We start from the raw sequence: 22269 nt of genomic DNA, 5'->3' as shown, positions 1-22269 counted from the left end.
CACGCTGTTTAATCTTCGTCTTCGACTTCTTCGCTGCCGCCATCTTCAAAATCACCTACGCTGACGCTGCCTTTGTGACCTGTTCACCACCGCCACCGGGACGTGCCACGGGACTTTCGTTAATAACGCATACTCTGTCGCCAACGGAATGACCGTACATGCAGGCGTTTCTATACTATTTTTTTCTTTCTATTTTTGTTTTGTTTAAATTGATTATATTTACTACTATTAATTTCTTGCTTCACAGGTTCAATTACACACACGAAAAAGACATCTGCAAAGAGCTTTGAAAGCTCCTTGCAGATGCTTGAAACGGTGGACCGACACCCGCGCCGGGCGCACCGCTATCGCCTTAGTACAGAGACTTAGACCGTTGTTAGAATGTGTGTGTGTGTGTGTGTGTGTGTGTGTGTGTGTTTACACTTTTATTTGGTTCTGCCAAATAAAAGATGTTAAAACTTACACTGCTTGAAAAATTATTTTTCATCTGCATACAAACACTTTCTGTTTAATTCGGCGGCAAAGTTATAAACTTTTGCGCAAAGCAACAAATTTACTCGTAAAAAATGTTTCGAGGGAAAAAAGAACGCATGCCGAAAACAACAAGAGGCAGTTGGCAGCACGGTGGGCGACAAAAATATGGCGCGTGGCTCTTGCTATTTCATATTATTTGCTATCTTTGCAACGATAACGACAGCAAAAATATGACACAAGAGGAAAAGACAAAGATTGAGGAACGCATTGTTGATGTGTTGAAAACGGTTTACGACCCCGAAATTCCGGTCAACATTTGGGACTTGGGCATGATTTATAAGATTGATGTAAAGGACGATGGTAACGTGGATCTTGACATGACTTTCACGGCTCCCAACTGTCCTGCGGCCGACTTTATTTTAGAGGATGTGCGCACAAAGGTTGATAGTGTTGAAGGCGTTGCGGCAACCAATGTCAACTTGGTGTTTGAACCTGCTTGGGATCAAAGCATGATGACGGAGGAAGCGCGCGTGGAATTGGGATTTGAATGAATGGGGCGCCGCTTGCAGTTGTGGTGGTGCTATCGTGTAACTAAACTTTATCTACATGGAAAAGAACATCTATTTCTTGAGCGATGCGCATTTAGGTTCGTTGGCCATTCCGCATGCTCGCACGCAAGAACGTCGTTTGGTGCGTTTCTTAGACAGCATTAAGGAGAAAGCCTCGGCGATTTATCTGTTAGGCGACATGTTCGATTTCTGGGACGAATATCGCTACGTGGTGCCGAAAGGATTTACGCGCTTTTTGGGCAAGTTGAGCGAACTGACCGACGATGGAGTCGAAGTGCACTTTTTTACGGGCAACCATGATGTGTGGACCTATGGCTATTTAGAAAAGGAATGTGGCGTCATCGTGCATAAAGCGCCCATCACAACAGAGCTTTACGGTAAGATTTTCTATTTGGCACACGGCGATGGTTTGGGCGACCCCGACCCTATGTTTCGCTTCTTGCGACGTGTTTTCCACAACCGTTGCTGCCAACGACTGCTCAATTTTGTGCATCCGCGCTGGGGCATGGCTTTGGGATTGAACTGGGCTAAGCACAGCCGCTTGAAACGAATAGATGGCAAGGAGGTGCCATTCATGGGCGAAGAAAAAGAATATTTGGTGCGGTTTGCACAGGAGTATCAGTGCAACCATCCCGACATTGATTATTTGCTTTTTGGCCATCGCCACATCGAATTGGATATAACCATCAACAAAACGGCACGCATGCTGATTTTGGGTGATTGGATTTCGCAATTCACCTATGCAGTCTTCGATGGCGAACATTTGCTGTTGGGGCAATATGTGGAGGGCGAATCAAAGTTCTAACATTTTCTTAACTTCATCTTGCGGCCCATTGCTTTGTTTGAAAAGCGGTGGGCTTTTATAATTTCCCCTCTTCACGATAGGAGAAATATTGCCCGTCGGTGACAATGACATGGTCGAGAAAATAGATGCGCATGGTTTCGCAAGCGGCTTGCACACGACGGGTCAACTGGTCGTCGGCCGAGCTGGGTTGCGCATGGTTGCTGGGATGATTGTGAGCCAAAGCCAGCACAGTAGCATTGCAGAGCAGGGCTTCTTTCAACATGATGCGCACGTCGACAGCTGTTTCGCTCAGACCGCCATGGCTGATACAAAGGGACTTTATGAGCCGGAAATGCTGATTGAGCAACAGCACCCATGCCTCTTCGACATCGAGATCCTGCATGCGTGGATGCAGGTATTCGTAGATGGCCGCCGCCGAATCCAAGGCCTTTCGTTCCTCGGCCTTCTCCATAGCGCGTCGTTTGCCCAACTCGCACGCGGCTAAGATGGTGATGGCCTTTGCCGGACCGACACCTTTATAACGCTGCAATTCCCGGCAGGTGAGCTTGCCCAATGTGTTGAGATTGTTGTGACAATCGTTCAAGATGCGCTGCATCAGAGCGACAGCGCTTTCGTTAGACGTGCCACTTCCGATGAGAATAGCCAGCAATTCGGCATTCGACAGTACTTGAGCTCCAAGGCGTTCGAGCTTCTCGCGCGGCCGATCTTCTTCGGCCCAATGCGCAATGCTGGTGCAATGTTTTTCGTGTGTTTCTTCCATGTGCGGTAAAGGGTGAGAAAGAGAGGGTGGGAAAGGCTATTGATAAAAGGTCTTTTCGTAGGCATTGAAGCTGCCGCGCCGCAAGATGATGCGCTTCCAAAGTGCTTCGAAAAAACCACACCCATAACCAATCAGCTGGATATAGGCTGCAAAAATGCTCCATATTCCAATCTTAAAGCTATGGTTTTGCCGAGTAGAATCAATCAAAATGATGAGCGAATACAGCGATATTGGTGCGAGACCACAAACCATCATCAGAATGCCTATGATGGAAACGGGATCTGGCATGGTGCAAAGATACAGCACAAACCCGTTGAGAATCGACAGCAGAAACTGTGCACAAGCAAAGGTAAAAGCGGCCGGAAGCACATGAACGAACTTCAGACTCTCGGGGTATTTCATATAGAGGTTGATGCGAGCGATGCCACTGTTGTAGACTTGCCGCCAAAACTTGCGAAAGTCTGTGCGGCGTTTATGCCACACCCATGCCGTAGGAAACAGACGACAACGATAGCCAGCTTTGAAGATTCTTATACTAAAATCAATGTCTTCTCCAAAGCGCATGTCGCTGAAACCACCTAATTGCTGATAGACATCGCGCCGGATGCCCATATTAAATGAGCGCGGATAGAATTTATCCAATTTCTTTTTCCCGCCGCGAATACCGCCTGTGGTGAAGAAACTGGTCATCGAATAAGAGATGGCTTTCTGCGTATCGGTGAACGATTCGTGTGCCCTGTCGGGGCCGCCAAACGCATCAGCGGATGTTTTTTTCAATTCATCGTCAACGGCTTTGAGATAGTCTGGCGGCAAGACCACATCGCTATCCAAAATCAAAAGATAGTCGCCTTGCGCACGCTCTGCACCATAATTGCGGCTCATGCCAGGGCCACTGTTGGGCTTCATGAAATACTTGATGTCAAGCTGTTGTGCAAAACGCTTGCAAACGGCTTCACAAGTGATTTGCGAACCATCTTCAACAATCAGCACTTCGAAGTCGGAAAGCGACTGTGTTGTCAAACTTTCCAAAAGTTCTTCAACTTCATTCGGCCGATTAAAAACGGGAACAATGATGGAGTATTTCATAGCAACGAATGGATTTTAAATGAAAAAACCTACTTTTGTGCGGATAGATCACGCACAAAAGTAGGTTTGTATTTTATTTATTCTGAGACGCGTCCGAGGTAACTTCCGTCGCGTGTGTCGACCTGAATGGTCTCGCCTTCGTTCACAAACAAAGGCACACGCACCTCAACACCAGTTTCTAAAGTGGCAGGCTTCGTTGCATTCGTTGCCGTATTGCCTTTCACCCCCGGTTCACTGTGCATGATTTTGAGCGTCGTCTTCACAGGCATCTCAGCCGAAAGAATGGTCCCGTCAGTGGTATCGGTACACACATCAACCACGTCTCCCTCTTTCATGAAGTCGACACCCGTAATCTGTTCGCGATTAATGGGTATCTGTTCGAATGTCTCTTGATTCATAAAAATGTGTCCTGTTGCATCTTCATAGAGATATTGATAGGGGCGATGCTCCACGCGAACATCATCCAATTTGAAGCCAACCTGGAATGTTCGCTCCAAAACACGACCGTCAGCAACATTCTTTAATTTCGTGTTCATCACCGTGTTTCCCTTACCCGGCTTACGATGTTGAAAGTCAATGCACTTCCAAATACCACCATCCATACGGATGCAGGTACCGATTTTTATTTCTTGTGAATTAATCATTGTTGTATAATTGATATTTATGATAATCTTTTGGCGTTGCTAAAGTGCCATTTCTGCACCCTCTTCTTGGCCTGCAAAGTTACGATATTTTTATAGAAAATCGTCGCTCAGATGCTTAAAATTCACTTAGTTCTTTGGTAATTCGAAAATTATAAGTAATTTTGCAAGCCAAAAAGGAGGAACGAACGCTGGTCCGGCACGACCGAAGAGCGCTCATACGTTGCAATAAATAACAAAATAAATAAGAAAGAAAATGAAAAGAACATTCCAGCCTCACAACCGCCGTCGCGTGAACAAGCATGGTTTCCGCGAGAGAATGGCAACAAAGAATGGCCGCCGTGTGTTAGCTTCACGTCGCGCTCATGGTAGAAAGAAATTAACAGTCTCTGACGAAAATCACGGCAAGTAGCATCGAGGAGATTGATGATAGACCCAAAAAAGCAGCAAAGTGCATTGTTCTTTGCTGCTTTTTGCATTTAATTATTTTGTTGTTTAAGCCATTTATCTTATCTTTGCAACATAGGAAAAACGAAGTTAATCGGGCAAATGCAGTCATCAGAATTCGTTAGAAAGTTTAGCAGTTGGTATCTGTGGAAGAATATTCTTATCATGGGTTTGGTTGTCGCTGTGTTAGGTATTGGCGTAAAGTTCGGCCTCGACTTCTACACACACCATGGTGAAGCCATCCCCGTTCCCGACTTAAAACACAAAGCTTTAACGGATGCAGAGCACTTGGTGCACGAGTTAGGACTCGAAATTCAAGTGGTAGATACGGGCTATGTGAAGTCGCTTCCTGCCGATTATATCCTTGGACAATCGTTGGCTCCCGGCGAGAAAGTGAAGTCGGGACACATTATTTATGTCACCATCAATTCGCCTCTGTCCCCAACCATCACACTGCCCGACATCATCGATAACAGTTCTTTGCGCGAAGCAATGGCGAAATTAACCGCCATGGGCTTTAAACTTGGTACACCAAAATATATTGCAGGGGAGAAGGATTGGGTGTATGGTGTGTTGGTAAATGGCCGTCCTGTGAACGCAGGTGACAAGATTTCTGTAGAGGCAACGTTGGTTATTCAAGTGGGAAATGGCGAGCGGAGTGCCGACGATTCAGTGGACTATGTAGACCCGGCCATGCCTCATCTTGACGAAACCGGTGGAGATGTGGATGAGTTTGAGGTGGTAACCGCTCCCGATAGTCCTACAAAGGGAGGTGAAGGCACCAAAGAAAATCCAAGCAAGACAACGCCTAAAGAGTAGTGTATGATTGAAGAACAAGAAATCATAGATGACGAATTGGCTACCGAAACGCCACAACGTTTTGAGCATTGGAAGATAGAAGTCGATGCAGGGCAGACGCCTGTGCGCATCGATAAATACTTGACGGACAAAAATCCCTATCAAAGTCGTAACCGAATACAGCAGGCGGCCGATGCCGGTTGTATTGAAGTGAATGGGCAAGCGGTGAAGAGTAACTATAGAATCAGACCACATGATGTGATTACTCTGATGCTCGACACGCCCAAACACGACACGAGTATTGTGGCCGAAGACATTCCTTTAGACATTGTTTATGAAGATGATGATCTCATGGTTGTCAACAAAAAAGCGGGTATGGTGGTGCATCCCGGTGCCGGAAATTTCACGGGTACGCTCATCAATGCCGTGGCCTGGCATTTAAAAGACTTGGCCACATTTGATGCAAACGACCCGGATGTGGGGTTGGTTCATCGCATAGACAAAGACACCAGCGGGCTCATCGTCGTAGCAAAGACCGCCGATGCCAAGTCGAAATTGGGCAAACAGTTTTTCAATAAGACCACCCACCGCAGCTATCATGCCCTCGTTTGGGGTAATTTTGTGGAAGATGAAGGCACCATAGAGGGCAATATTGCACGCGACCCCAAGAACAGATTGCGCATGAAGATATTTCCTTTGGATAGCGAAGTGGGCAAAACGGCCATCACTCACTACCGTGTGATGCAGCGTTTTGGCTATGTTACATTGGTAGAATGTATTTTGGAGACAGGCAGAACGCACCAAATTCGTGCACACATGAAGCACATTGGGCACCCACTCTTTGCCGATGTCACCTATGGCGGCGATGAGATAATTCGCGGACAGCGCAGCAGTTCTTACAAAGCCTTTATTCAAAACTGCTTCAAAGTCTGTCCGAGACAGGCGTTACATGCAAAGACATTGGGCTTTATCCACCCCACAACAGGCCGGCAAATGGACTTCGATTCGGATTGGCCGGCAGATTTTTCGGCATTAATTGATAAGTGGCGCGCCTATTTATCAGGTACTACGCAAGACACTTTTACAGCATAAAGAAACATAACATCATTATATATGGAAAATTCTAAAAGAAATATTGCCATCGTTTGTGGTGGAGATTCATCCGAACATGACGTATCCATGCGCTCTGCACAGGGCTTGTTTTCGTTTTTCGACAAACAGCGTTACAACGTGTTTATTGTTGATGTGAAAGGCACCGACTGGCATGTTAATCTCGAAAACGGCGGCATTGCCGAAATTGACAAGAACGATTTCTCTTTTCAAAAAGACGGTCTTCGCGTGTTTTTCGACTACGCCTATATCACTATCCACGGGCAACCCGGTGAGAATGGCGTAATGCAAGGCTATTTCGACTTGATACATCTGCCCTATTCCACCAGTGGTGTGCTGGTTGAAGCCATGACGTTTAACAAATATGTACTCAACAACTACCTGCGTGGTTTCGGTGTAAATGTGGGCAACAGTGTGTTGCTCCGTCGCGGAGAACGCTATGACGAGGAGGCCATTGCACGTCGCATTGGTATGCCTTGTTTTGTGAAACCGGCGGCCGACGGCAGTAGTTTCGGTGTTTCAAAAGTGAAAAATGCCGACCAATTGGCACCGGCTTTGCGTGTAGCTTTCATGGAAAGCAACGAGGTGATGATAGAACAATTCCTTCAAGGCATGGAAATTTCGCAAGGTGTTTATAAAACAAAAGGGAAGCAAGTGGTGTTGCCGGCAACGGAAGTGGTAACGAAAAACGAGTTCTTTGATTACGATGCGAAATATAATGGCCAGGTAGACGAGATTACTCCCGCCCGCTTATCCGAGGAAACGGCTGCGAAAGTGGCTGCTGAAACCGCGCGCATCTATGACATCCTTCATGCCAATGGTATCATTCGCATTGACTATATTATTTCGAAAGACGAGCAAGGAAACGACGTTATTAACATGCTGGAGATCAACACAACGCCGGGCATGACCCCAACAAGTTTCATTCCTCAGCAAGTAAAAGCTGCCGGTTTGAATATCAAAGACGTGCTCAGCGACATTGTTGAGAACCAGTTTTAAACCCCATCATTATGAAAATCCCCGCAGAATTTGATCCTATTCGGCCTTTTGAGCCGGAGGAGTTGCCCGCCGTTTATGATCGGTTGCTGGCAGATGAGCAATTCGAACAAGTGTTGAACTATCTCTATCCAGAGGTACCTTTTGAGCAAATTGCGGCCAAGATGCACGCTTGTAAAACCAATCTTGAGTTTCAAAAAACCTTCTGCTATCCCTTTTTACAGGGACTTGTGCACAAACTCTCGTTAGGATGCAACATGGATGCCTCCAACATCAACATCAAAGATCGCTACACCTTTGTGAGCAATCATCGCGACATTGTGCTCGATTCTGCCCTATTAGACAAACTGTTGATTGATGTTGGCTTCGACACAACGTGCGAAATTGCCATTGGTGACAACCTGTTGAAATTGCCTTGGGTGCACGATTTGGTGCGCGTCAACAAGTCGTTCACCGTAGAGCGCGCACTTCATTCCGTTGAGATGCTGCGTGCCAGCAAGCGCATGTCGGAATACATCCACTATGCCATCAACGAGAAACACGAAAACGTTTGGATTGCCCAACGCCAAGGACGCGCCAAAAACTCGAATGATTTAACCCAGCCTGCCATTCTGAAAATGATGGCAATGGGCGGAGAAGGCTCCATCATCGAGCGTCTCATGCAATTACATATCGTTCCGTTGGCCATCTCCTACGAGTATGATCCCTGCGATTATCTCAAAGCACGCGAGTACCAACTGCGCCGGGATGTGCCTTATTGGAAGAAAGGTGACGGCGACGACATTGAGAGTATGCTCACGGGTATCCGCGGTTATAAGGGTCACATCAACTATGTTTGCGCCCCTTGCATCGATAAATGGCTACTTACAGTGGATGAAGACATGCCGAAAAATAAGCTCTTCGACACTATCGCTGCACACATTGACACCGAGATTCACCGCAACTATCGGCTCTATCCCTGCAACTACATTGCGCTTGATTTGATACAAGACACGCGTCTCTATACCGACGAATATACGCCTGAGGAGCTGCAAGCCTTTGAGGAATATATGGAAACCCAGTTGGCAAAGATTGAGATTGACAACAAAGACGACAAGTTCTTGCGCCTCTGTATGCTCAGCCAATATGCTTATCCGGCCAAGAATTATATGGCGGCACGCGACGGAAACGGGCGTTTTAAATCGTGGTTCAACCATCTTCCATTCGTCAAATAAGATGCAGAAACTTAACAAAGCAGGGCTCGTGGCAACCATAAGTTTGTGCTTGCCACTGCTCTTAGCTTGTTCAAAAAACAGCTATGACGATGGGGATGGGCGCTTTTCCTATCTGCGAGCTGACTTTGTTGAGGCACCCGCACAACAACATTCCATCACATTTGCCGTTACCGATGCGGGCGACACCCTACGTTTCGCCCCATCTTTCACCGCACCTTGGCTTGCAAGGCACGACACACTTTATCGTGCCTTGCTCTATCATCAGCCCTCATCCATGACAACCACGGCCGTTCACCAACTCATTCCTATCGCTGTGTTGCCCTATATTCCTCGCCAACGCTTCGGCATTTTGTACACCGACCCTGTGGTTTTTGAAAGCGCTTGGCTGAGCACACGCCGCCAATATCTTAACATTGGCTTAGCTTTAAAGACGGGAAAACAAGAGAATGGCATCCACTATCAGCAGCTCTCCATGGTAGAAATGGACAGCGTCATGAATGGAAGTCAACTGCAATCCGTTCACCTACAGCTGTATCACCATCAAGGTGGCGTGCCCGAATACTATTCAACCCATGGTTATATCAGTATTCCCATCCGACATTTGCCTCAAGGTTGTCGTATCAAACTTTCCATCAAAACCTACCAAGGCTATATCCATCGGGACTTTATCCTATAAAAGCGAAACATAATTATTAAACATATTACCTATGAGAATCCTTAGACTTCTAACACTCGCATGGTTGTTATGCACCCTATTAGCAATACATGCACAAGGGCCTAACAATACAGGCACCTATTATGCAACTGCCAATCTTCAAAAAGGTAGCGCACTAAAAACGGCTTTAGCCACTATCATTGGCCACGGAACGCAAGATTTAGGTTATAATGCCCTATGGGAGGCTTATGAAAAGACCGACTTGCGCCCCGACGGAACGATTTGGGATATGTATTCAAGCATCACGCATTACAATCCAAAAACCAACAGAGCCGGCAATTATAAAAAAGAAGGCGACTGCTATAACCGCGAACATTCTGTGCCACAGAGCTGGTTCAACAAGCAATCCCCCATGCGTTCCGACCTCTTCCACGTCTATCCTACTGATGGCTATGTAAACAGTCGTCGTGGAAACTATCCTTTTGGCGAGAACCAAGGCGAAATCTATACGTCACAAGGTGGTTTGTCAAAGCTCGGGAAATGTACCACTACGGGCTATCATAGCACCGTGTTCGAGCCTGCCGATGAATATAAAGGCGACTTTGCACGCACCTATTTCTATATGGCTACGCGCTATGAAGACTATTTAAACAGCTGGGAAGGCCCCATCTTCGGCCCCACATCCTATCCCGGCATTGCGCAATGGCAACTGCAAATGCTGCTACGTTGGGCGAAAAACGATCCGGTTAGTGAGAAAGAAATCAAACGGAATGAGGCCATCTACGCCTTGCAACACAACCGTAATCCTTTCATCGATTACCCGGGATTAGAGCAATATGTGTGGGGAGACAGTGTGAATGTGGCCTTCCACTATGATGGGAAAACCGGCGAGTCTCCCACACCTACGCCCAATCCCGGCGAAGAACCACATCCCAATCCCGGTCCCATCGTGCCCCCAACACCACCCGTTAATCCCCCAACTGGTGAAGTAGTGTTCAAACAAGTCACCTCTTTGGCCGAACTAAAGGCCGGCGATGAGATCGTCTTTACTTATACCGCCGCAGGCGCTTTCATGACCAACACCGAGAGAAACTACCGCAAATTTAAATATATCAAAATTCCTTTTGACCAGACTGTCAGCCTGCCCTTGCAAGGAGAAAAAGCACCACGTGTCTTTATTTTAGGGCAACAAGGAACCGCTTATACCTTCTATGACCCTGTCGAAAAGACCTATCTTTCCTTCAGAGGTACGAAGAATGCACTCTATAACAACCCCGATCCAACCAATGCAGAGTCGCAATGGTTCATCAAGATTGGTGCTGACAACAACGCGGATATCGCCCCCATTCAGCACACGGAGCGTGGCATATACTTCAATGGTTCTGCGCATCGCTTCTCATGTTACAAACCTTCTTCCACAGCAAAAGCTATTGCAATCTTTGTGAGACAGACGCCTTCAGCTATCAAAGCAAACACCTATGACCCACAAACCCTCGTAGAGGTCTACACGATAGGCGGTCATTGTGTCCGCCGAAAAGTGAAGATGCAGCAGGCTTTGCAAGGACTTCCGGCAGGTGTTTATATCGTTGGGGGTAAGAAATACAGCGTCAAGTAAAGCCAACATTCGCTTAACAACATTATTCATCATACCTTAAAACCCGGCATCAGCCCTTTGAATAGGCTGATGCTGGGCTTCATGTGATAGGCAAAACCATGCTTTTGTGCTTATATCCACCCCATCTTACATCGTGTTACATGGATGTAACTGGCGTTTTGACCCATCAAAAACCGGCTCAGTAGAAATCTTTAGTGAGCATTTTTACTGACCCCTTTTAATGCTAAGATAAAACTATTTAGGCCAAATCTAAAAGAGGTAGCTGATAAAAGTTTCTTTCTCTTTAGGCTTGCTAAACTATTTGCTTATCCGCACGGAATTGCTACTGAGCCTCATCTCCGCACCATTGGAGGATTATCATAAACAAAAAATGAGTGAGAATCCTTGATAAGAATTCTCACTCTATGCGCTTCAAGATGGGCTTGAACCAACGACCCCCTGATTAACAGTCAGGTGCTCTAACCAACTGAGCTATTGAAGCCTGTGCAAAGGAGTTACCCTAAATTGCGTTTGCAAAGGTAAATGCTTTTTTCTGAACTACCAAATTATTTGCAGAAAAAAACAAATTAGATGTGATTTTTATGTAAAACACGGCTTGTGTTGTAAGCTTTTACACATTAATGTATTACTTTTGTTGACATGAAGAAACGAGTATTGCTTTATATGTTGACGGTGTTTTGTTTGCCTATGGCAGCGCAAAACAGCAAGGATCATAATTTTGAAGTGGCGAAAAACCTTGAGGTGTTCAATGCTATTTATAAGAATTTGGACTTAATGTATGTGGATCAGCTCTCGGCAGACACCGTTGTTGGGACGGCTATTGAAGCGATGTTGGGCTCGCTTGACCCCTACACTGAGTATTATTCTGACGCACAATCGAAGGATTTAAAGATGATGGTCACGGGCAAATATGCTGGTGTCGGAGCCTTGATTCGCTATAGTCCGAAATACAAGAACGTGTTTATTGAAGAGCCTTATGAGCACATGCCTGCGGCAGAAGCAGGGTTGCGCAAGGGCGATTTGGTGCTGGCTATCGACAAAGAATCGATGGAAGGCAAACAAACAGCGTATGTAAGTGATAAACTTCGCGGCGATGCCGGCACCTCATTTATCATCACAGTGCGCCGCCCTTCCACGGGAAAAGTGTTGAAATTGCGGCTCACCCGCCGTGCCATCAAGCTGCCTTCCATCCCCTATTATGGGCTGCAAAACAATGGCATTGGTTATATTAACCTGAATCAATTCACTGAAAATTGCGCACAAGATTTTCGCAATGCTTTTATTGATTTGAAGCAACAGGGGGCCAAGAAATTGGTTATAGACCTGCGAAACAATGGCGGAGGCTTGGAAAACGAGGCCGTAGACATCGTTAATCTCTTTGTTCCCAAAGGAGTAACAGTGGTTTCTAATCGTGGAAAATTAAAGCGATTGAATCACGCTTACCAAACAAAGAATGAACCACTCGATACTCTTATGCCGATTGTTGTGTTGGTGAATGGCAACACAGCCAGCTCAAGTGAAATCACAAGTGGTGCGCTTCAAGATTTAGACCGCGCAGTGGTTATGGGCACAAAGACCTTTGGTAAAGGACTCGTTCAAATGACAGTCGATTTGCCTTATCATGGTAATTTGAAGCTAACCTCACAAAAATATTATATTCCCAGTGGGCGTTGTATCCAGGCTATCAACTACAATCGCAGACGAATGGGGGGAGATGTGCAGACACCCGATTCGCTATTGCGCGTTTTTCACACGCGAAATGGGCGTGAAGTGCACGATGGTGGAGGCATTCAACCCGACGTAGAGGTGAAGCCCGATACAGCCTCTAACATACAGAGTTATCTCATGACGGTGGTCGATTCCACAGAAACGGTGTTAGACTATGTCACCCACTATCGGGCTACCCACGACAAAATAGCAGAACCTTCGGCGTTTGAATTGTCGGATGCTGATTATGAAGCTTTTAAAAAGCATGTGCTGTCGAGTGGTTTCAAATATGATGGCGTGAGCGAAAAGATATTGGCCGAGCTCAAGAAAACAGCCGTATTCGAAGGCTATTACGATGGTGCAAAGGCAGATTTTGCCGCACTTGAGCAGAAGTTGAAGCACAATATGGCGAAAGATTTAGACTATAATCGTGAACGAATCATGCAGGCTTTGGCCGGCGATATTGTAACAATGTATTATTATCAGCGCGGGGGTGTTGAATATTCGCTAAAGCATGACAAGCAAATCAAAGCGGCAGAGCGATTACTTTTGGACGAGAAGAGATATCAAAAGCTGCTGCATCCTTAGCCATTAGTCATTACAAGCATGCACCATTCTATTCAGAAGAAGAACCCACCGCCAACATTAAATTGACGGTGGGCATCTGAATTAACTACTAACTAAAACTACTACTATGAAAGATTTGAGGTTTTTTATTTCATTGTACTGATATAATTGCGATAATTCTGACGGAGTTTGCCAGCCGATTTGCCAAATGGTCCCGTGGGACACATATCGTTATAATATTGAAAAGACACGGCTTTGCTCACCTTTTCGACAGCAAGTTCGGTGGTAAGTTGTTGCTTGATGCGATCAAACGGCGCAGGTGTGTGAGACGAAGTGAACGTTTCGAGGTCAGTCCAAAATGCTCCTTGATAAACCGTATTCTCGGTAAAAAGTCCCTTTGCAGCATAGTCATAGTAGCTTTTAAGACGATCAAGTTTAACATGTTCTACACCTACTCCGTCTTGTAGCATAATAATTTGCAGATTGGCTTTGCTCAATTCGGCCATGAAGTGCTGCAATTGTTCGGGCGTAGAAAGGTCGCTGTTCCAAAAAGCAGCAATCGAAACAGGCTTATTGTTCAGCTGATGCAGCTTGTTGGAGATACGATTGACGAAGTTATCTCTGAATGAGGCCACCTTAGCATCAGTGTTATAAGCGTTAGGTTCGGGCTCATGCGGGATATACCAACCCTTGAAAGCCGGGCTGTTTCCATACTGTGCGTTAATTTCCTGTGCAATTTCAATGCAGCGGTCAGCATGCAACTTGAGCCAATCGACATCGGTTTGTTTGTGCCAATACTCCTCATTGAAATAGAGTCCGATGTAAACCTCCATGTGTTTCAGTTCGGCTGCGGCCAACAAACGCCCCAATTGAAACTTACTTCTGTTCTTGGTAAAAGTGTTGTTTGAGTTGAACCACACATTGTCATTATAGGCAGCGAACTGCACAATAACCGTATTTAGCCCCGTCTTTTTCATTCCTTCGAGCAAGCTATTCCACTGATAGGGTGCCCAATCGTCTTTTCCCGAGAACTCAATGAAACTACCTGTGAGTGCCTTTTTGGCATCAACGGTGATGTAATCGGCATCGTTTTTGGCCGAATTTGCGTCATCTTTGCTGCATGCGCTGATGAAAAGGGGCAGCAAAAATGCGATGAGAAAACCATATTTCTTCATATTCTTAAAATTTATGGATTGTGTCATATTGAATGCTTCTTTATTGATTCCTATCCAATTTCAATACAGGTGTGGCACCTTCTAAGTCTTGGCGTGCAAAAGTTGCCATGACTTCGCGCTCCTCACCAGGGAAGATAGTGAGGAAATTGTCTGTCCAAAAGGTGGGTAAAACTTCGTCTTCGCTGTCGCCTTTGGTTATCATCAGGCGGTGCATAAAGGCCAAACGATTGGTGGAATTCTTTACTTTTATCCGCATGACGATGTCATTATCTTTCGTTGTTGTAGTGGAAGTGAGCTGCAAATCCACCTTAGGCATCTGCGTAATGGCGCGGAAATCGTTCTTGCCATCGGCCGAAAGCCAATAGAAGTTTTCGGAAACCACCTTGCCATTCCCATCTTTCAAGAGCAGGCGAGCATAGTAAACGGGTGTAATTTCCTTGGGCTGTGGCAGCGTAAACAGCTCTTTATAGCAATCTTCACCGATAGAAAGTGGCTGTTGTTGCTGCCAAACGATGTTCATATTAAAGTCATAAAGGCGAACATCGGCTGTGAGTTTCTCGTGCGAACGATGCATGGTGTTGATGACAGCAACCATACGATTGTGCTCGTTCATCTGGATATGCAACGGCTCCAAAGCCTTTTTGGCATAGAAATAGCCCGCATTTGGATTGAGGAACCAGTCGTAGATCTGCCACAACACCTGAGGCCATGTGGCATTAAGTTTCCACAACATTACGCCCGTTGTGATGTCCCACATGCGATGATTAGCAGCTTCATACATCGCACGATAGCTGCCCGCGTTGATATATTGTGCCCAACGAATATAATCTTCGGCACTTTGTGGTTGTCCGAACTCCCGCCGAATAGCCTCATCATAAGGCTTATAAGCATAACTTTCGGGCGGACAACAAATCGAATCCCATGCATCATGATAGGCCCAAACACTATCCAACGGATAATAAGCGGTCTTTTCTCCCTTGCCCAAACGATAGATATATTTCTTCATGCTGGCCAAGGTAGACACCGCGGGCACGCCCATCTCATTGCGAAACATTTGGTCTTTCACCTCCAAAACCTTGTTATAGTAATAAGGATGTGGATACCAAGTGTAGTCGGGCGCATTCTCATCGGTCATGCCTGTGGGCAGATCGGGCTTGATATAAGGTGTCTCTTTGTCCACATCCCAGCCGTGACTTGACGTTGCAATGACGGGACGTGTGGGGTCGTTTTGGCGAATATACTCGCGCAAAGGGACGTAGAGTTCTTCGCGAATGATAGTTTCTATCTGCATACACCACAGCACGAGGCTGGGATGATTGCGGTAGCGTTTCACCACATCGTACATATTGCGCAGTGCCAACTTCGTATCGGTGGGGTTTTTAAAGGTCTCTGTGCCGGGATAACTGGTCCAACACTGAAAGAAAACCTCCCACATCAGCAGCCCATATTTATCGTAAGTCTCCATCACTTCTTCGGGAGGCGACGGCATATCTTCATTGGCTATCATGTTAACTCCCGCCAAAGCCAAGAGTCGAGCCTCGTCATACATGTGCTTACGGTTCATATCCAGCAACATATCTGGCTGGATAAAGCCGCCCCTGCTGAAGATTCTTTTGCCATTTACCCAAAAGATTCGCCCGTGTTCGCCATCGCGTTCCTTCAGTGTAGAGGTGATTTTGCGGATACCAAAGGTGGTGGTTTGCTCGTCAGACACTTTGCCATTCATCTCGAAAGTGAGCTTCAACTTGTGCAGATATTGCATACCATAGCCGTTGGGCCACCACAGATGTGGATTTCGAATGTGCAGTTGCGCATAGTCTTTTGGCGTGAAAGCCACGGTAATGGTTTGCCCCGCAGGGATTTCAACCGCGCGTTCAAACACCACGGTCGGCATTGTTCCGGGCATCTGTTTCTTATAGGTGCAGAAGTCAACCTCCTTTTCCAAGTCAATCGTCCCACGCAAAACACCTCGGCAAACAGCCGTTCCGGCATTGCGGAGCTCGGCAGAAACGGTGAGATAAGCATTCGTTGTATCGGGCAGTTGCAAGTCGGTGACAATGTAAGGATGCTCAATCTTCACGTCATCTGTATACGTCAGGTAGACATTCTGATAGATTCCCATGTTGCGATCACGCACAACGGGCGAGCAATCCCAGCCTGCCATAAACTTTAGCGTGACGTCTCGGAAAATTTCTTGCCCCTGACCGCGTGCCTGTCCGAACGGTTGAAAGAGATAACCCGGCGAGGGTGTGCCCACGTTGTCCACCTGATAAATCTTCACGGCCACCGCATTCTCTTTGCCAACCGTTACAAATCGTGTGATGTCATACTTAAAACGCAGAAACATACCCGCCATGTTCTTGTGGTCGGCCACCTGCTTTCCGTTCACCCAAACGTCTGCCCGATAGTTGATTCCATCGAAGTTCAACCACGTGCGCCGTCCCTTTTGATGAGCCGGAACCAAGAATTTGGTGCGAAACCAATAGGGGTCTTTAAACGGATTGGCCACACCTTTGATGTAACTATATTTGCTTAATCCCAAACGTTTGTTCAGATTGTCTGACGCATCGGGTATCTTGAGGTCGTTCAAATCAAAGTGTGGGTCGGGATAAACGCCCGCCTTGACCAACGCGCCCAACACGCTTGTAGGCACCGTAGCTTGGTACCAGTCATGCGTTTGATAAGTGGGCAGCGAGAGAACATTGCCCAACGGTGTCACCTGTGTGGACGATTTCAGTCTCCAATGGGTGAGCAACTGCTTGCCATCTGTGGCGTGTGCCGGCATGGTCACAACCGCCACGAGGGCAAAGATGGTTGAAAGGATTGGTTTCATTGTGTTGTTGTTCGTTGAATTTACTTTTATTTTTTATGTATTTATCGGCCTAAAACAGCACCAAAGGTGTTGCGATGCCACGCCATTTTCCAAAGTCTTTTCATCGAAAAAGCCATGCTTCCTCAATCAACTGACAGTTAGACGATTGCAACGCGATAGGCCTTCTCTCAAAAAACGATAGTACTTTTTAGGCAAAACGATAGTACTTTTTAGGCAAAACGATAGTACTTTTTCCATCAAACCATAGTACCTTTTTGAAAAAACGATATATCCTTTGAATAAAAGGCATATATTTGCGATGGAAAAAAGTATGTACTTTTTGGGCGAAAAGTATATACTTTTCCGCAAAAAGATATACACCTTTTTCGCTGGTCGCTTGCATCTCTTTTGAAATCTGTGCCCAATCGCATAGCAATATAGGCCAAATCATGCTGCAAAATGCACTAAATCGTGTGGCAATATGGGCCATATCGTGTGGCAAAAACATCGTTTTTATTGCATCGTTTCCCGCGACTTGTTGTCCAACATCAGACAGGCTGCGCCAACAAAGCCGGCATGGTCGCCCAGCGTGGAGCACACCACGCGCGTCCTTTCGGCCGGAACGGGACAGATGTTTTGGCGGAGTTCGCGCTCCATGGCTGCACTGAAATAACGGTAAGCCCCGGCAATCGAGCCACCCAGGATAACCACTTCGGGGTCGATGAGGTTGATGGTCCAAGCCAAAGGCACGGCCAAAGCCTTGCCAAAGGCCTCCCATGTGGCCAGCGCTAAGGGGTCTCCTTGCTCGGCCAGCTTGAAAACTTCGAGCGAAGTGGCCTCCTTTTGGGAGAAACCACGATAGATGGCCGTCACGCCATGACCTGAAATGCTGTCTTCAATGGAGCCGTCTCCGTAGGGCGAGCACCAGATTTCGCCGGCCGTTCCTGTGGCACCATTCCATATTTTGCCATCAAAGACGAGTGCACAGCCAATGCCTGTGCCCAGCGTGAAGCCTGCTATTTGCCGCTTTCCGAGGCCTGCGCCAAAGAGGGCTTCGCCAAGAATGAGACAGTTGGCATCGTTGTTGAGCCTGACGGGCACGCCAAATCGCTGACTGATGGCATCTCTTAGCGGAAAGAAATGCAGGGTGGGCAGCTGCGGACACTCCAATATCATGCCCGCCTGACTGTCGAGTGGCCCCGTAGAACCGATGCCAATGCCTTGTAGCTGGGCTGTGGTGATGGCATTGTCGGCCATCACCTGCGCTATCGAGGTGACGATTTTATTCAAAATAACCTCCTTGGGCTGTGTGCCTTCTGTGGGCACTTTCACGGGCGTGCCAAGCACTTTGCCGTCTTGATTGATGGCACCCGTCATGATTTTCGTGCCGCCAAGGTCGACACCTATGATAATTTGCTTTTTCATTTGCTGAAGATTTTAATGATCGCTGACATCTAATCGCCCCTTTCCCCATACCGAAAGATAGAACACATAGAGGAAGGCCAGCACATTGATAGACATGCCTACACACATACCCCATTGGTTTCCGACAAACCCAACCAGCCATCCCACAAAGGCTCCACCTACGATTGCTGTGCCCAAGAGGCCCGAAAGCATGCCGTGGTCGCGGTCGAAACTGTTGATAACGGCACTGAAGATGGACGTGAAAGAGACGCAGGTGAAATAGCCCACCAAGGCAAATGACACCAAAGAGACGCTCTCGCTGCCCATCATGGCGCACAAAAGGGCGACGATGGTGCAGGCGCTGTGGAAAATAAATATTTTCTTTTCGCTCATCCAATGCATCAAAAACGAAGCCACCATGCGCCCAACGGCCTGCAACAACCAAAACAAAGCCACGATTAATGCTGTCTTCGAGGGGAAGAGTTGATAGAAGAACGAATCTTCGGCCCAGAAAGATTGTGTGTTGGTGAGGTGGTGAACGCTGTTCATGAAGGTGATGATGTAGGACGAAACACCCACTTCGGCACCCACATAAAGGAAGATGCCGAGCGCATAAGTGCAGACAATCGGATGGCGAAAGAGTGCCCACACCCTCGACAAGTCGAGCCTTTCGTCTTGGGTTGACTTGGCTTCGGGAAAGCGTGAGCAGGCCACAATGCCAAGAATGGCGATGTTGACCAATGCAATGAGCAGATAAATGGCTTTCCAAGAAAAGCCGTTGGCCTGCAATACGGGCACAACGAGCGGACTCAAAGCATAACCTAACGCACCGATTCCGATAACCATGGTGAGATTAGCGGTGTATCTTGACGGTGCATCCAACACGCGAATGAACGGATTCCCGGCTATCTGAACAGCCGTAACACCAATTCCGATGAGAAAAACCGATATGATGACGGCCACATAGTTGCTGCTGAAATAGCAAAGAAAAGACCCGATTGACATCAATGCCGTGCCCAAAAGCAACACAGGCTTGGCGCCATGCCTGTCCATCAGCATACCAAATGGGATGGATGTGAGTCCATAAGCCAAGAAAAAGGCAAAGGGCAAAAGGGCTGCCACGGCCAACGATACGTTGTATTCGGCCTGAAAGCGATCGATAACGACACCGATAACCGAGGTCAGAAAACCAAATATCACATACATCAACGTTGTGACAACCAAGAGAAAGGTGTGTTTCTTTTCGCGCTGTTTCATAGCTTATGCTTATTCGGTGATGGTGACTTTGGCACCACGCGAGAAACTTCCTGCCTCGAAACCGTGGCGTTTGGCATATTCATCTATGAAGAGTTGCACGGGAATAATGCTCTGTACGGAGAAAAGGAACTCATCTTGTTCGTCAATATAGACGGGTAAGATGTGGTCATTGTGCTTGCTTAACGCCGCTTTGGCATTGGTGAGGAGCCACACTTTGCCGCCAAATTGGGCAATATCTTCGGCCATTTTCAAACTTTGCTCCAATGTTTTGCCTTCAGATGCAAACAAGATTGACTTGAAACCTTTGGCCACCATCTCCATCGGACCGTGTCGAAACTCGCCTCCCAAGATGCCCGTTGCAGCAATGTGGGTAGCTTCTTTGAACATCAGGGCACTCTGACTTGCCGTGGAATAAGCCGGACCGCGGGCAATAATCTGCAACGTTGTGATGTCACCCAGGAAGTCTAAACCTTTATTCAGCCACACTTCATAGCCCGAGAGTGCGCTTTCAAAATGGTGTTGCAATGCTTTCAATCGGGTAATCGCTGCATCATCCCATTTGCCTGCAAGGTATAAGCCCAAGATATAAGCCGCCATTGACGTGACAACGTAGGTCTTGGTGGAGGTCATTTCTTCTTTTCCTCCCTTGCAAAGCAAAGCTATATCGGCCTTTTTTGCCAGTGCACTGTCTTCTTCATTGACGATACCAACACAGAATACCGTAGCAGGGAGATGCTCTAAAATTTCTTTTATCTCGTAGCTTTCACCCGATTGCGACGAACAAACTAAGAGCGTGGGACGATGAAGCAGGTTTAGATTGTAATGCAACAACTCGCTTGTATTGATATACATGGCGGGAATGCCCAACTGATTGAACAGGTTGGCTGCAGCAAACGAGATAAAAAACGAACTGCCCATACCTGTGAAAATCACGTGTTCGATGGAATGTTGTGCAATGGTCTCTTTGATTTTTGCGAGTAATGTCATGCCCGCTTCGCCAGAATAGAACTCAATAATATTTTGGATGGCAGCGGGTTGCTCCATGATTTCTGTAAGAAATTGATTCTTTTTCATATTCATAGTTTATTTGTAATGATAGGGTTGAATGAAAGGCCACCCATGTCTATTGACACAGGCAGCCACATTATATAATAGTGTTTATTTTGCTTTCATCATTCGCAACACCCATTGTCCCTTTGACAAATCTATACAATGTGAATAGGTTACATAGAGATGATTGTCAAGCACATATTGGAATGCGCAGGCATCATTCTTATATAACACGGGATTGTTGGTCACACGCTTGTAGCCTTTGTCAACATCTTTTGAAGCAAAAGCATTGGTAACCCATTTGGTATGGGTATCGTCGCTGAACTCTTCTACCAACAAATAATAGGTGTTATTGTAGTAAGCCACAGATGGAGCAGCCAATGTTTTGTTTGAAGAAACAACCGTATAAGCTTTTTGTGTAGGCAAATCGGCAACGTTTTTGCTCTTCTTCACCATCACACTCCAATATTGATTGCTCTTGGCCTGTTCGGTTCCGTTATAATAAAAAAGGTAGTAGAAGCCGTCGTTCTTATTGAAATAGATAAACGGATTTTGGTTTTGCTGACCATCTGCATAAGGTACTACGACACGTTTGTTATCGAAATCAATACCATTGTCACTCTCAGCCATCACAATGCGACTGTCTTTGTTGGGGCCTTTGTACTCGGCATAGAACATATAGAACTTGCCATTGCTCGTCACAACGGTCGGCCATCGGCAGTTAGAAGCAATGATTGGGTTGCCTTCATATTTCACCCAATCAAGCAAATTATTGCTTCTCACGAGGCCAGCCTTGCGCAAATGTACATCGTTCTCATAATGGTCAAGCGCATAATAGCCCCAATATTTGTAGCCGTCTTTGTTGGCTTCGACAATCGAGAACGTGTGTACCGTGCCGGCATCCCAACCACATTTATCACCTTGTATGACCAATTGGTCGTCGGCTACTTGCGGATAAACGTTACTTTGTCCGAAAGCATTGAGACTCAATGCTGCGAACAAACTCAATGCAAAAAATGTTTTCTTTGTTCTCATACTTTTTGTTTTTATATTGTTTATATCTTTTCTTTGATAGCATCACGCGACAAGCAAGGAAGAAAACAACATAAAATCTACTCGTATGAGTA

Annotated in this window: 20 protein-coding genes and 1 tRNA gene; 10 read left to right on the top strand and 11 right to left on the bottom strand. The window is 46.5% G+C overall.

Annotated features, from left to right (window positions below):
* The first annotated feature begins 704 nt into the window (after nt 1–704).
* Nucleotides 705–1025, top strand: coding sequence for a metal-sulfur cluster assembly factor (locus HMPREF9431_RS07810; protein ID WP_025070686.1), 321 nt, complete (start codon nt 705–707; stop codon nt 1023–1025).
* A 55-nt stretch (nt 1026–1080) separates the two neighbouring features.
* Nucleotides 1081–1848: a UDP-2,3-diacylglucosamine diphosphatase gene (locus HMPREF9431_RS07805; protein ID WP_004380681.1), complete on the top strand. Its 768-nt coding sequence runs from the start codon at nt 1081–1083 to the stop codon at nt 1846–1848.
* A gap of 55 nt (nt 1849–1903) precedes the next feature.
* On the opposite strand, the gene radC is transcribed toward HMPREF9431_RS07805, so the two are convergent.
* The 3 genes from radC to efp form a co-directional block, all read right to left on the bottom strand.
* Nucleotides 1904–2608, bottom strand: a complete 705-nt coding sequence (radC, locus tag HMPREF9431_RS07800) for a RadC family protein (RefSeq protein ID WP_004380680.1) — start codon at nt 2606–2608, stop codon at nt 1904–1906.
* A 36-nt stretch (nt 2609–2644) separates the two neighbouring features.
* A complete protein-coding gene (locus HMPREF9431_RS07795) occupies nt 2645–3694 on the bottom strand; it encodes a glycosyltransferase (RefSeq protein WP_004380679.1) in 1050 nt (349 codons plus the stop codon).
* A gap of 77 nt (nt 3695–3771) precedes the next feature.
* Nucleotides 3772–4338 (bottom strand): elongation factor P, encoded by a 567-nt coding sequence (gene efp / locus HMPREF9431_RS07790; RefSeq protein ID WP_004380678.1) that lies wholly within the window; start codon nt 4336–4338, stop codon nt 3772–3774.
* 253 nt (nt 4339–4591) lie between these two features.
* On the opposite strand from efp, the gene rpmH reads away from it, so the two are divergent.
* The 7 genes from rpmH (at nt 4592) to HMPREF9431_RS07755 (ending at nt 11170) form a co-directional block, all read left to right on the top strand.
* Nucleotides 4592–4747 (top strand): 50S ribosomal protein L34, encoded by a 156-nt coding sequence (gene rpmH, locus HMPREF9431_RS12410; protein ID WP_004378018.1) that lies wholly within the window; start codon nt 4592–4594, stop codon nt 4745–4747.
* A gap of 137 nt (nt 4748–4884) precedes the next feature.
* Nucleotides 4885–5601 carry a PASTA domain-containing protein gene (locus tag HMPREF9431_RS07780; protein WP_004380676.1) on the top strand — a complete coding sequence of 239 codons (717 nt, stop codon included), beginning with the start codon at nt 4885–4887 and terminating at the stop codon, nt 5599–5601.
* Nucleotides 5602–5604: 3 nt separating this feature from the next.
* Nucleotides 5605–6672: an RluA family pseudouridine synthase gene (locus HMPREF9431_RS07775; protein WP_004380675.1), complete on the top strand. Its 1068-nt coding sequence runs from the start codon at nt 5605–5607 to the stop codon at nt 6670–6672.
* Nucleotides 6673–6693: 21 nt separating this feature from the next.
* On the top strand, nt 6694–7689 hold the full coding sequence (locus HMPREF9431_RS07770; RefSeq protein WP_004380674.1) for a D-alanine--D-alanine ligase: 996 nt from the start codon (nt 6694–6696) through the stop codon (nt 7687–7689).
* A gap of 11 nt (nt 7690–7700) precedes the next feature.
* Complete coding sequence (locus tag HMPREF9431_RS07765) at nt 7701–8900, top strand: 1-acyl-sn-glycerol-3-phosphate acyltransferase (RefSeq protein WP_004380673.1); 1200 nt, start codon at nt 7701–7703, stop codon at nt 8898–8900.
* A 1-nt stretch (nt 8901) separates the two neighbouring features.
* The gene (locus tag HMPREF9431_RS07760; RefSeq protein ID WP_004380672.1) at nt 8902–9576 is read left to right on the top strand and encodes a NigD1/NigD2 family lipoprotein; all 675 of its coding nucleotides are present in this window, start codon (nt 8902–8904) and stop codon (nt 9574–9576) included.
* 31 nt (nt 9577–9607) lie between these two features.
* A complete protein-coding gene (locus HMPREF9431_RS07755; RefSeq protein ID WP_004380671.1) occupies nt 9608–11170 on the top strand; it encodes an HNH endonuclease signature motif containing protein in 1563 nt (520 codons plus the stop codon).
* A 407-nt stretch (nt 11171–11577) separates the two neighbouring features.
* Here the strand turns inward: HMPREF9431_RS07755 and HMPREF9431_RS07750 are convergent.
* Nucleotides 11578–11651: transfer RNA gene (locus tag HMPREF9431_RS07750), tRNA-Asn, on the bottom strand.
* A gap of 158 nt (nt 11652–11809) precedes the next feature.
* Here HMPREF9431_RS07750 and HMPREF9431_RS07745 point away from each other — a divergent pair.
* Nucleotides 11810–13465, top strand: coding sequence for a S41 family peptidase (locus tag HMPREF9431_RS07745; protein ID WP_040561343.1), 1656 nt, complete (start codon nt 11810–11812; stop codon nt 13463–13465).
* Nucleotides 13466–13590: 125 nt separating this feature from the next.
* On the opposite strand, the gene HMPREF9431_RS07740 is transcribed toward HMPREF9431_RS07745, so the two are convergent.
* From HMPREF9431_RS07740 to HMPREF9431_RS07710, 7 genes are all read right to left on the bottom strand, one after another.
* Nucleotides 13591–14646 (bottom strand): DUF4434 domain-containing protein, encoded by a 1056-nt coding sequence (locus HMPREF9431_RS07740; RefSeq protein WP_004380669.1) that lies wholly within the window; start codon nt 14644–14646, stop codon nt 13591–13593.
* A 13-nt stretch (nt 14647–14659) separates the two neighbouring features.
* Nucleotides 14660–17452, bottom strand: coding sequence for a glycoside hydrolase family 2 protein (locus HMPREF9431_RS07735; protein WP_004380667.1), 2793 nt, complete (start codon nt 17450–17452; stop codon nt 14660–14662).
* A gap of 187 nt (nt 17453–17639) precedes the next feature.
* Nucleotides 17640–17939, bottom strand: coding sequence for a hypothetical protein (locus tag HMPREF9431_RS07730; RefSeq protein ID WP_196794591.1), 300 nt, complete (start codon nt 17937–17939; stop codon nt 17640–17642).
* A gap of 5 nt (nt 17940–17944) precedes the next feature.
* A complete protein-coding gene (locus HMPREF9431_RS07725; protein ID WP_004380663.1) occupies nt 17945–18856 on the bottom strand; it encodes an ROK family protein in 912 nt (303 codons plus the stop codon).
* Nucleotides 18857–18868: 12 nt separating this feature from the next.
* Nucleotides 18869–20092, bottom strand: coding sequence for an MFS transporter (locus HMPREF9431_RS07720; RefSeq protein ID WP_004380662.1), 1224 nt, complete (start codon nt 20090–20092; stop codon nt 18869–18871).
* A 9-nt stretch (nt 20093–20101) separates the two neighbouring features.
* The gene (locus HMPREF9431_RS07715) at nt 20102–21172 is read right to left on the bottom strand and encodes an SIS domain-containing protein (protein ID WP_004380660.1); all 1071 of its coding nucleotides are present in this window, start codon (nt 21170–21172) and stop codon (nt 20102–20104) included.
* A 78-nt stretch (nt 21173–21250) separates the two neighbouring features.
* The gene (locus HMPREF9431_RS07710) at nt 21251–22177 is read right to left on the bottom strand and encodes a glycoside hydrolase family protein (protein WP_004380658.1); all 927 of its coding nucleotides are present in this window, start codon (nt 22175–22177) and stop codon (nt 21251–21253) included.
* Nucleotides 22178–22269: the final 92 nt, after the last annotated feature.

Origin of the sequence: Segatella oulorum F0390, assembly GCF_000224615.1 — a bacterium.
Classification (GTDB): Bacteria; Bacteroidota; Bacteroidia; order Bacteroidales; family Bacteroidaceae; genus Prevotella; species Prevotella oulorum.
This window is presented reverse-complemented; position numbering and strand designations above follow the sequence as displayed.

Excerpts from the sequence above, each read along its gene's own strand:
- HMPREF9431_RS07760 (WP_004380672.1), top strand. The coding sequence starts at position 8,902 with ATGCAGAAACTTAACAAAGCAGGGCTCGTGGCAACCATAAGTTTGTGC.
- HMPREF9431_RS07755 (WP_004380671.1), top strand. The coding sequence starts at position 9,608 with ATGAGAATCCTTAGACTTCTAACACTCGCATGGTTGTTATGCACCCTA.
- rpmH (WP_004378018.1), top strand. The coding sequence starts at position 4,592 with ATGAAAAGAACATTCCAGCCTCACAACCGCCGTCGCGTGAACAAGCAT.
- HMPREF9431_RS07725 (WP_004380663.1), bottom strand. The coding sequence starts at position 18,856 with ATGAAAAAGCAAATTATCATAGGTGTCGACCTTGGCGGCACGAAAATC.
- HMPREF9431_RS07735 (WP_004380667.1), bottom strand. The coding sequence starts at position 17,452 with ATGAAACCAATCCTTTCAACCATCTTTGCCCTCGTGGCGGTTGTGACC.
- HMPREF9431_RS07780 (WP_004380676.1), top strand. The coding sequence starts at position 4,885 with ATGCAGTCATCAGAATTCGTTAGAAAGTTTAGCAGTTGGTATCTGTGG.
- HMPREF9431_RS07730 (WP_196794591.1), bottom strand. The coding sequence starts at position 17,939 with ATGTTTTTGCCACACGATATGGCCCATATTGCCACACGATTTAGTGCA.
- efp (WP_004380678.1), bottom strand. The coding sequence starts at position 4,338 with ATGATTAATTCACAAGAAATAAAAATCGGTACCTGCATCCGTATGGAT.
- HMPREF9431_RS07765 (WP_004380673.1), top strand. The coding sequence starts at position 7,701 with ATGAAAATCCCCGCAGAATTTGATCCTATTCGGCCTTTTGAGCCGGAG.
- HMPREF9431_RS07810 (WP_025070686.1), top strand. The coding sequence starts at position 705 with ATGACACAAGAGGAAAAGACAAAGATTGAGGAACGCATTGTTGATGTG.
- HMPREF9431_RS07710 (WP_004380658.1), bottom strand. The coding sequence starts at position 22,177 with ATGAGAACAAAGAAAACATTTTTTGCATTGAGTTTGTTCGCAGCATTG.
- HMPREF9431_RS07775 (WP_004380675.1), top strand. The coding sequence starts at position 5,605 with ATGATTGAAGAACAAGAAATCATAGATGACGAATTGGCTACCGAAACG.
- HMPREF9431_RS07805 (WP_004380681.1), top strand. The coding sequence starts at position 1,081 with ATGGAAAAGAACATCTATTTCTTGAGCGATGCGCATTTAGGTTCGTTG.
- radC (WP_004380680.1), bottom strand. The coding sequence starts at position 2,608 with ATGGAAGAAACACACGAAAAACATTGCACCAGCATTGCGCATTGGGCC.
- HMPREF9431_RS07740 (WP_004380669.1), bottom strand. The coding sequence starts at position 14,646 with ATGACACAATCCATAAATTTTAAGAATATGAAGAAATATGGTTTTCTC.
- HMPREF9431_RS07795 (WP_004380679.1), bottom strand. The coding sequence starts at position 3,694 with ATGAAATACTCCATCATTGTTCCCGTTTTTAATCGGCCGAATGAAGTT.
- HMPREF9431_RS07720 (WP_004380662.1), bottom strand. The coding sequence starts at position 20,092 with ATGAAACAGCGCGAAAAGAAACACACCTTTCTCTTGGTTGTCACAACG.
- HMPREF9431_RS07745 (WP_040561343.1), top strand. The coding sequence starts at position 11,810 with ATGAAGAAACGAGTATTGCTTTATATGTTGACGGTGTTTTGTTTGCCT.
- HMPREF9431_RS07770 (WP_004380674.1), top strand. The coding sequence starts at position 6,694 with ATGGAAAATTCTAAAAGAAATATTGCCATCGTTTGTGGTGGAGATTCA.
- HMPREF9431_RS07715 (WP_004380660.1), bottom strand. The coding sequence starts at position 21,172 with ATGAATATGAAAAAGAATCAATTTCTTACAGAAATCATGGAGCAACCC.